General features: G+C 40.0%; 9 protein-coding genes. 6 read left to right on the top strand and 3 right to left on the bottom strand.

The window, feature by feature from the left end; all coding sequences use genetic code 11:
• The first annotated feature begins 242 nt into the window (after positions 1 to 242).
• Positions 243 to 992, top strand: coding sequence for a type I methionyl aminopeptidase (gene map / locus V7083_RS17755; protein WP_335480369.1), 750 nt, complete (start codon positions 243 to 245; stop codon positions 990 to 992).
• Between the two features lie 23 nt (positions 993 to 1,015).
• On the opposite strand, the gene V7083_RS17750 is transcribed toward map, so the two are convergent.
• Positions 1,016 to 1,240 carry a DUF1128 domain-containing protein gene (locus tag V7083_RS17750; protein ID WP_335480367.1) on the bottom strand — a complete coding sequence of 75 codons (225 nt, stop codon included), beginning with the start codon at positions 1,238 to 1,240 and terminating at the stop codon, positions 1,016 to 1,018.
• Between the two features lie 177 nt (positions 1,241 to 1,417).
• Between V7083_RS17750 and V7083_RS17745 the strand changes: the two genes are divergently transcribed.
• Both V7083_RS17745 and V7083_RS17740 read left to right on the top strand, forming a co-directional pair.
• The gene (locus V7083_RS17745; protein WP_335480365.1) at positions 1,418 to 1,774 is read left to right on the top strand and encodes a YtxH domain-containing protein; all 357 of its coding nucleotides are present in this window, start codon (positions 1,418 to 1,420) and stop codon (positions 1,772 to 1,774) included.
• Positions 1,775 to 1,792: 18 nt separating this feature from the next.
• Positions 1,793 to 2,629: a YihY/virulence factor BrkB family protein gene (locus tag V7083_RS17740; protein WP_335480363.1), complete on the top strand. Its 837-nt coding sequence runs from the start codon at positions 1,793 to 1,795 to the stop codon at positions 2,627 to 2,629.
• A gap of 211 nt (positions 2,630 to 2,840) precedes the next feature.
• Here V7083_RS17740 and V7083_RS17735 read toward each other — a convergent pair whose 3' ends face one another.
• Positions 2,841 to 4,808 carry a heavy metal translocating P-type ATPase gene (locus V7083_RS17735; protein ID WP_335480361.1) on the bottom strand — a complete coding sequence of 656 codons (1,968 nt, stop codon included), beginning with the start codon at positions 4,806 to 4,808 and terminating at the stop codon, positions 2,841 to 2,843.
• Between the two features lie 181 nt (positions 4,809 to 4,989).
• Positions 4,990 to 6,168: an MFS transporter gene (locus V7083_RS17730; RefSeq protein ID WP_335480359.1), complete on the bottom strand. Its 1,179-nt coding sequence runs from the start codon at positions 6,166 to 6,168 to the stop codon at positions 4,990 to 4,992.
• A gap of 174 nt (positions 6,169 to 6,342) precedes the next feature.
• Between V7083_RS17730 and cax the strand changes: the two genes are divergently transcribed.
• From cax to V7083_RS17715, 3 genes are all read left to right on the top strand, one after another.
• Positions 6,343 to 7,398, top strand: a complete 1,056-nt coding sequence (gene cax / locus V7083_RS17725) for a calcium/proton exchanger (protein WP_335480357.1) — start codon at positions 6,343 to 6,345, stop codon at positions 7,396 to 7,398.
• 440 nt (positions 7,399 to 7,838) lie between these two features.
• Complete coding sequence (locus V7083_RS17720; RefSeq protein ID WP_438823741.1) at positions 7,839 to 8,585, top strand: YfkD family protein; 747 nt, start codon at positions 7,839 to 7,841, stop codon at positions 8,583 to 8,585.
• A gap of 146 nt (positions 8,586 to 8,731) precedes the next feature.
• On the top strand, positions 8,732 to 8,932 hold the full coding sequence (locus V7083_RS17715; RefSeq protein WP_335480353.1) for an SE1561 family protein: 201 nt from the start codon (positions 8,732 to 8,734) through the stop codon (positions 8,930 to 8,932).
• Positions 8,933 to 8,996 lie beyond the last annotated feature (64 nt).

Genomic DNA, 8,996 nt, shown 5'->3' with positions numbered 1-8,996 from the left:
GTAAATAATAGTAGTAATTTTATTTTATCAAATCGAATAAAAAAGTACCATATTAAGAACGTTTGAATGTTACAAAAATGTGAATATTAGTATTGATTTTTTTAATTAGAAAGTTTTTTGAAAAAAACAACCACAAGCGTTAATATTAAAAGTGTTACCCATTGTATCAGAAAGTATAATTTTTGTGATACACACATTCATCTGTTCTTTACATAAAAATAAACTAAAAGGCAGGGAAGAGAATGATTGTTTTAAAATCTGCGAGAGAAATCGAAGCAATGAAAAAATCAGGAGAAATACTGGCTGCTTGTCATAAAGAAATTGCCAAAATGATTAAACCAGGGATTAGTACTTGGGAGATTGATCAATTTGTTGAACAATTTTTGAGTCAGCACGGTGCGACCCCGGAGCAAAAAGGATATAAGGGCTATGAATATGCCACCTGTGCCAGTATAAATGATGAAATCTGTCACGGCTTTCCGAGAAAGGAACCTTTAAATGAAGGGGATATTGTGACGGTTGATATGGTGGTGAATTACAATGGTGCCTTGGCAGATTCTGCATGGTCTTATGCAGTTGGAAAGGTGTCTGAGGAAACTGATCACCTGCTGCGTGTGACAAAAGAGGCCCTTTATCGTGGAATTTCACAAGCTGTACCAGGTAATCGAATTGGTGATATTGGTCATGCAATCCAAACCTATGTAGAGAGCGAAGGATTATCAGTTGTGCGAGACTTCATTGGTCATGGGATTGGTTCAGTCATTCATGAAAAGCCGGATGTTCCACATTACGGACTGCCGGGAAAAGGTGCCAGGATTAAAGAAGGCATGGTTTTCACGATTGAACCAATGGTGAATATCGGCATGTTCTACACTAAAATGGATTTGAATGGATGGACGGCACGGACGGTTGATGGGACGTTATCTGCCCAGTATGAACATACCATTGCGATTACGAAGGACGGACCGATTATTTTAACCGAACAAGAATAAAAACAGACCATCGCGGTCTGTTTTTACTTTTTCCGTAAGTTCCCCAGTTCTTCCACAAGAGCTTGCATTTCACTGGGACTAAATGAGTTTTTCCGTTGTATCATTTCATATATTTCTTTTAATTCTTCATACATTTCTTCATCAAAGTGAGATGGCTTGATTGCGCCAAGATTTAATACTTTTAGCTTTTCTTTGATTTGTTCAATCATATATTCTACGTTTTCAACTGACTTTTGTGATAAATCCATGTGTAGGCCCCTTTCGCATTATATTTTCCATCTTTCCATGTTCTTAGTTGGATGTCAATATTCTAGAATTGGACTTGCATCATAAATTGATATCAAGCAAAATAAAGAGAAGATGTTGGTAGTTTTTACATTCATACATACCTTTAGATATTTATTACCGTGCAAGGAGAGATTAAAATGACAAAGAAAAATCAGTTCTGGAAGGGCATGCTAATTGGAGCCTTAGCAGGTGGAGTGATTAGCTTATTCGATAAACCAACCCGGGAAACTATGAAAGGACATGTCAAAAATGTTTCTGGAAAAGTGGGATACGTCATCAAACATCCCGGTGAAATGGTTGAAAAGGTGAAGGAAACCGCCGCTACGATTATTTCCACTGTAGAGCAAGTGGGGGAGGACTTTTCCTTTGTTGCAGAAAAAGTGGATGAGCTCCGTGATTTAACACCCAAAGTTACAGATGCGATTAAGGAAGCAAAGGACACCTTTACCCATGATGATGAGGAAGAGCTGTTCGCTGAAAAACAATCCCAATAAATCAAAGGAGAAATAATAATGGAGAAAAATAGGAATGTTCGTTCTTCATTAATTCGTCTGCTCTGGCATCGAATTGTTGAGGATGATTTACCAGGCTTAAGCGCCCAGCTTGCCTATTATTTTCTTCTCTCATTATTTCCGCTGTTAATAGTTTTATTTACTTTAATTCCGTATTTGCCAATCCCACATCAGGATATGCTTGTGGTTATCAAGGAATTTGCACCAGCAGAAGCCATGGAACTAATTGAAAAGACTGTTGATGAAGTAATGAGCCATCGAAGTGGAGGATTGCTTTCTTTTGGTATTATTGGGACGTTGTGGTCCGCTTCAAATGGGATTAATGCCGTTGTAAGGGCCTTTAATAAAGCTTATAACGTGAAAGAAAGCCGTTCGTTCATTATAGCTCGTGGTACAGCTGTACTGCTCACGTTTGGCATGATTTTTGTGTTTCTTCTAGCCATTATTCTGCCGATCTTCGGAAGAGAAATTGGCATCTACCTATTTACCCAGTTGGGGCATACCAAGGAATTTATTAAGGTTTGGAATACCTTGAGCCTAGCTACCAGCGTGGTTATCTTGTTTGTGTTGTTTACCGGATTATACTGGATTGCACCCAATGTTAGACTTCGCTGCCGCAGTGCATTTCCTGGGGCAGCTTTTGCAACAGGGGGCTGGATTTTGTCATCTTTCGGTTTATCTGTTTATGTGGGGAATTTCAGCAATTATTCGGTTACGTATGGTAGTATTGGTGCTATTATTGTTTTGATGCTTTGGTTGTACATATCCGCATTCATAATTATTTTAGGCGGAGAAATCAACGCCTTTTACAGTGAAAAAAACCGGACAAACTGCTAATACTTACCTTTATGAAAATGGCTCTTCTGTTCAAACTATGAGTGGGGATAACCCATTCATCTAAGGGAGGTCATGACCTTGACAAAGCACACGAAAAAAGACGGCGGTACCAAGCAAAAGGGTAAAGGTAGTAAAGGAAATAAGACATCAGGATCTGCTAACGGATCTAACGGCTATCACTAAAGAAACCGGGCTCTATAGCCCGGTTTTGTTATGCATGTAAATTTGTATTGGAAGAACTTGTGATTTGGGTCGGATTATGCTTCGACTTTAACAATCGTAAACTGTTTACGATCACTAAAATGGTACTTCCTTCGTGTCCAATGACACCAAAAGGCAAATCAATGAACTGAAAAAAGTTGGACGATATTAATAGTGCAATGATAGTAATGGAAAAAACGATATTTTGCTTAATAATTCGATTCATACGCTGGGAAAGCTGGATGGCTTCCGCTATCCTAGGCAAGTCATTTTTCATGAGGACGACATCGGCAGTCTCTAGAGCGACATCAGTTCCTTCCCCCATGGCAATCCCCACGTTAGCAGTGGCCAACGCTGGAGCATCGTTAATCCCGTCACCAACCATGGCAATGGTTTTATATGTTTTTTGCAGGTTTTTAAGATGTTCCACTTTGGTTTCAGGCAAACATTCAGCGAAGAATTCATCCACATGACTTTCAGCAGCAATGGCTTTAGCCGTTTTTTCACTGTCACCGGTTAGCATAACGGTGTGGATGCCTTGTTTTTTCAAATGGTCTAGAGCTAATTTTGTTTCTTCGCGGACCACGTCCTTTAAAGCGACAACCGCACTTAATACCTCATTTATTTCAATAAAAACAAGGGTGTTACCTTGTGTGGCAAGATCCTTGGTAATTCCATTGGCAAAGGAATCAGCTTGTTCTTTACCTACAAATCCAGCTTTACCAATTTTCCAATGCTCACCGTTTATAGTCGCCTTAATGCCCCAACCCGCAATATCCTCAAGACTGTCAGGATGAATCAACTCTTTGCTGTTCGAATCTTTTGCAAACTTGACAATGGCCTGCGCCAGCGGGTGATTTGAATGGCTTTCAATGGAGGCTACTTTCCAAATAAGATCAGCTTTTGCGATCCCTTCTCGGACAATCACCTCTGTTACTTCCGGTTTTCCTTTAGTAAGCGTTCCAGTCTTATCAAAAGCGATTGCCTCTAAATGGCCAAGGTTTTCTAGATGCATCCCGCCTTTTACTAAAATCCCGTGTTTGGCTCCGTTGGAAATTGCAGATAAGGTAGCCGGCATAATTGATGCCACCAAGGCACACGGTGAACCGACAACAAGAAGAATCATTGCTCTATAAAAAGATTCATGCCAATTCCAGCCCAGTAGGAAGTGGGGGAGGAAAAACATGATAACTACAACAATTAAAATGGTTTTTACGTATGTTCCTTCAAATTTTTCAATAAACAGCTGAGATGGTGATTTTTCACTTTGCGCCGACTGCACAAGCTGGATGATTTTCTGAAACAAAGAATCACTGCTTGCTTTGGTCACCTCAACAGTAATGGAACCGGTCATGTTTACTGTTCCAGCGAAAACCTCGCCTTTAATACCTTTGGAAACAGGCATTGACTCCCCAGTAATGGCGGCTTCATCAATATTCGTTTGTCCCTTAATGATTACGCCGTCTGAAGGCACCCTTTCACCTGGTTTAATTAAAATATGGTCTCCAACACCTAATTCGGATACAGGCACTTTTCGCTCGTAACCATTGGAGATTAACAGAGCCTCTTCCGGCTGCAATTCCATTAAAGAGGATATTTCTTTATGGCTTTTATTCATGGTGTACGTCTCTAAAGCACCGCTGACGGCAAAAATAAAAATCAGAATCGCGCCTTCGGTCCAATAGCCAATGATCGCAGAACCAACCGCTGCAAAAATCATTAGCATTTCTACATTTAACTCCTTGTTTTCATAAGTCTCCTCAATCCCCTCTTTGGCTTTGGCAAATCCTCCAATGACAAACGCCAAAAGATAGGCAATGATGGAGTCAGCCCCTTGTCCGTATCGGTCGAGTAGCCACCCTGCTAAAATGAGAAAGCCGCTTAATCCGGCTGCAATTAATTCTAAATGCGGTTTTATTTTTTCTACCATACTTACTTTTTGGATCCCCTTAGTAAGTGACTTTGCTTCGGTACTCATTTGTTTCTCCCTCCTTGTAAATTGTAATTGAGAAAAATAATCAAATTCACAACCCCTAAAAAACACGAAAGCTGTCATCATGCGATGACAGCAGATTCCCAGTTAGGAAAAAGTAATGTTAATTTGTAATAAGTTTACCATATATTCTATGTCTTAGAAATGAATATGCTCTAGCAAGCCATTATGATTTTTGTTCCTGCAAAGCAGGCCCAGCTTTTTTTCCAAAAGTAAAAATAATTAAAGAAACAATCAGCAAAAGGGTGCTGATGATATAGAAGTAACTGACATTTTGAAAATACTTTATGAATAATCCGCCAAAGATGGGCCCTGTAAGACTTCCCAGACTGAAAAAAATACCGCATAACAAATTTCCAGTAGGCAGCAATTCTCTTGGGACCAAATCGCTCATATAGCTAATCCCCAAGGAAAACGTCGATCCGACAAGCATCCCCGAAGCTAAAAAGGCAACAAATAATCCAATTGTTGATTTCTCAAGAAAACTGGCGAACATAAAGCTGCAAAAACCAAGGAACAGTACTGTCATTAGGATTTTTCTGCGTCCGTATTGGTCACTTAATACTCCAAGTGGAAGCTGCGTAATAATACTGCCAATCGCAAAGGCGGAAAGAACAAGTGATACACTTGAAACATCTATGTCTCTTCGAAGCGCATAAACAGGAAAGCTGCCATTAAGAGATGACTCTAAAAATCCGTAGACAAGTGGCGGCAGAAACGCAATCCAGCCAAATTTTAATGCTTTTCGAAACTGTTTAATGGTAGTTAAAAATGAATTAATGGTAACCGTTTGTTCTGGGAATTCATTTTTTATGGAAAAAACAAACACCCAGCCAATGAAGCATAGCACGGATGATACGATAAATGGCAAGGCTTCATTGATCTTGACCATAGGAGTCATCAATGGTCCCAAGGCAAAGCCAATCCCGAAAAATAATCCATACAAAGAAATATTTCTTCCACGTTTATCAGCAGGCGAGGAAGAGGTAATCCATGTTTGGGTGGCAAAATGAAGCGAATGGTCGCCAATCCCAATCAATAGCCGCAGGAAAAACCAAAACCAAAATGTCTTCCAGAGCGGAAATAACGCCAATGATAAGACAACAATCCCACCGCCAACAATAATGATTGGTTTATAGCCATATTTTCGAAGCGGCACTTCCATGAAAGGTGAGACAAAGAGAATACCAATATAGAGAGCGGTTGCATTTATTCCGTTTAAAGAGGAGGAAACACCGCTTTTTTCAAATATGACGGCAATTAAAGGCAGCAGCATTCCTTGCGAAAACCCGGAAATGGCAACAATGCTGACAAGAATCCAGAAGCGAAGGCTGTTTTTATTCATAAGATTTCCTCTATTCTAAAATAGTCATACATGATGGTATCTAGAATATTCCACTTTTGCAAGAAAAATGTTGCTTTATCAATCGTAAAAGTGATAATCTTTTCAGTGTTATCAGGAAATAGGGTCGGCAGTTTTAGGGGAAAGATATAGAAATAGATGTTTGGAGGGATTGTGGTGACGAATAAAATCTTTATGCTCATGACATTTATAGGTGTGCCGGTTTCCATCATCGGGACTTTGATGCATTGGCCGAGTATTGTCATGTTTGCGATCTATTGCTTAACGATTATAGCCTTGTCCAGTTATATGGGGCGCGCGACGGAGAGCCTGGCAATTGTGGCAGGACCACGGATAGGCGGATTGTTAAACGCCACATTTGGGAATGCAGTTGAGTTAATTATTTCCGTATTTTCATTAAAAGCTGGTCTGGTTGGTGTCGTTCTAGCTTCTTTAACAGGTTCGGTTTTAGGGAATCTGCTCTTGGTCGCAGGGCTTTCATTTTTTTTGGGCGGATTAAAATATAAGCGACAAAAATTTAATGTATATGATGCCCGCCACAACTCTGGATTATTAATGTTTGCTGTGATCGTAGCATTTGTCATTCCGGATGTTTTTTCAATGGATATGAGTGAGACCAAAACATTCTCTCTCAGCATTGGAATATCCATTACGCTGATCTTACTATACGTTGCTGCGTTATTATTTAAACTGGTAACCCATCGTGGAGTTTATCAAAGTGAAACGGTTGAAGAGCATGGAGAAGAAGAACCAGAGTGGAGCAAAGGCCGTGCTATTGGAGTACTGTTGATTGCCACCTTAGCCGTTGCCTATATTTCAGAGCACCTTGTACATACTTTTGAATATGTGGCTGATTCATTTGGCTGGTCGGAGCTGTTTATCGGGGTTATCATTGTGGCAATTGTCGGTAATGCCGCGGAGCATGCGTCTGCTGTCCTAATGGCTGTTAAAAACAAAATGGATGTGGCAGTAGAAATTGCGATCGGTTCCACCCTACAGGTCGCCATGTTTGTTGCACCAGTGCTTGTGCTGGTTTCCATCTTTTTTGATACCAAAATGCCTTTGTTATTCTCATGGCAAGAACTAGCCGCAATGGCTTCTTCCGTACTGCTGATGGTGATTATCTCCAACGACGGAGAAACGAACTGGTTCGAAGGGTTAACCTTGTTAGCCGCCTACGCCATCATGGGAATCGGATTTTTCTTGCTATAAACACGAAAGACTCTAAGCCTATTCGGCCTAGAGTCTTTTTTTCATGTAACGGGTTCGTACTTGTAGCTATGCTATAATTTAGACGTTAAGGGTTTAAAAATCAATCGCTTTCATTTTTGGGTACCATCAATCACCAACCTTCATGTTTAGTTAAAATTGAGAACACGAGTGTTGAATTTCATATTAGACGGGGATCCCAACCTCCTTAAGATGATAAATGATTTTTGTTAGCCGATTGATCGCTGCCCTCCTTTTATATAAGTTAATTGTATTATAATCNNGTAAGGCCCTTTTTAGAATTTAATCTCATGAATGGATAATATTTATCAACTCCGAAAAAACTATGACTAATGCTACTAGTGAAAGGAGTTCTACCCGTGAAGAAATATGTTTCTTTACTGATCACATTGCTATTCATGTTAACTTTTATCCCAACTGTTATGGCTGATAAAGATGCGGCAAAAAAAGAGGCTGTCAAATATCAGGTGCCGCCTTCAGTACGCAATATCACCAAGGAAAATACCTATCCGAACTCAACTCAGGACTTGCCGTTCCTGCAGCCGAGTGATTTAACGAAAAAACTAATTAACTCATCAAAAGTTAAAATTGAAAACCCTGATTTAATCCGGATGCTCAATGAAACAAGTATTAATGGGACACCGTTTGCAATCGGCTACCGGGCTATTGTTTATTTGGGACAATGGCCGTTAAACTATGAATCATCAGAAACATCTCCCAATTGGGAATATCAAAAGATTAATACCAATTACTTTGATAATCGCGGAGGCAATGCACCATATCAGATTAAATATGTCCAAGAGTCACAAAAGATTGTCCGTGGCGGCTTGACATCCAAAATTCCAGATGCTGAAGAAGTAAAAAAAATGATGCTCCTAAAGGCAATGGAAAAAACCCACTTACCGCTGGCCTTTGAGACCATCATTGGTGCCGGCACAAAGAACGATCATATCTACAACATTCCTACAAACCGACTAGGATATTTATACGCCTATGCTCCAGGTGTAAATGAAAAAGGAAAAGTGACCTATGGCGAGGTCTATCTAATGCTCAAAGGAAACCGGAAATCTATTGTGATTAAAAATGTTACTTCACAAGGGATTGGAGCATGGATACCGGTACAGGACTATGTTTCATTTGGCTTTGTCGCGTCCGACCGCCCGCGATAAGATTGCGGTAAGGAGCTCCCTCCGATTTGGTGGGAGCTTCGGCATTTTTCACCTCATTTTGGAATCAAACAGGAAAATCACGAGAATGATTGAAAAAATAGCTTGAATTCGGTAGGATTAAACGGTAGCGAAAGGAGTGAAGAACTGTGGGAAACCCGTTAACTGATAAAAATACACAAGTCAACTTTTTAAAACAACGTTTAAATATGTTTATCGACGTCCTAGACGCGATTGATCCAGAAGAGACAAATCTAGATGACATCGATCGTTTAATCTCAATTTTGGACGAAATGGAATCCAAATGCCGGGAATTCGATAACCGTGAAGTAAGTGAGCCTGTTCAATAATGACGGGCTTTTTTATTTGGGGCGGAATCTTTATTTATCGACATAGAAAGGGGATATATCGACG

The sequence above is a fragment of the Bacillus sp. JJ1764 genome (assembly GCF_036962145.1).
Taxonomy (GTDB): domain Bacteria; phylum Bacillota; class Bacilli; order Bacillales; family Cytobacillaceae; genus Neobacillus.
This window is presented reverse-complemented; position numbering and strand designations above follow the sequence as displayed.